This window comes from Oleiphilus sp. HI0061, assembly GCF_001635675.1.
This window is the reverse complement of the sequence record NZ_LWFE01001471.1, coordinates 1-273: the sequence shown is the minus strand read 5'-3', so window position 1 is coordinate 273 and position 273 is coordinate 1. Positions and strand designations below refer to the sequence as shown.

Genomic DNA, 273 nt, shown 5'->3' with positions numbered 1-273 from the left:
GGAATATGCTTAACATTGTCCAAGCATTGCTCACACTTTGCTTTGAGCTGAGGGTTGCCACCTTGCTGTCGAATTTGTTTTAGCATTACCTGGACGGTATTAAGGTTAAGGGCTGGGTGTTTTGGCGTAACCTGAAGCGCCTCATCAAAAACGCGAATCGCTTCGTCCAGATCACCCTCTTCAAATGCAGTAATACCACTCTTGTTAAGCTTTCTAGCTTTAACCCTTTTCTGAAGGCTAACAGGCTCATCAAGCAACTCTTCAATATTGTTC

Annotated in this window: 1 protein-coding gene; it reads right to left on the bottom strand. The window is 44.0% G+C overall.

Features of this window, described 5'->3' with window-relative positions; all coding sequences use genetic code 11:
- Nucleotides 1-273, bottom strand: a 273-nt coding sequence (locus A3735_RS23055; protein ID WP_156499853.1) for a M48 family metallopeptidase, incomplete at both ends; no start/stop codon positions are given.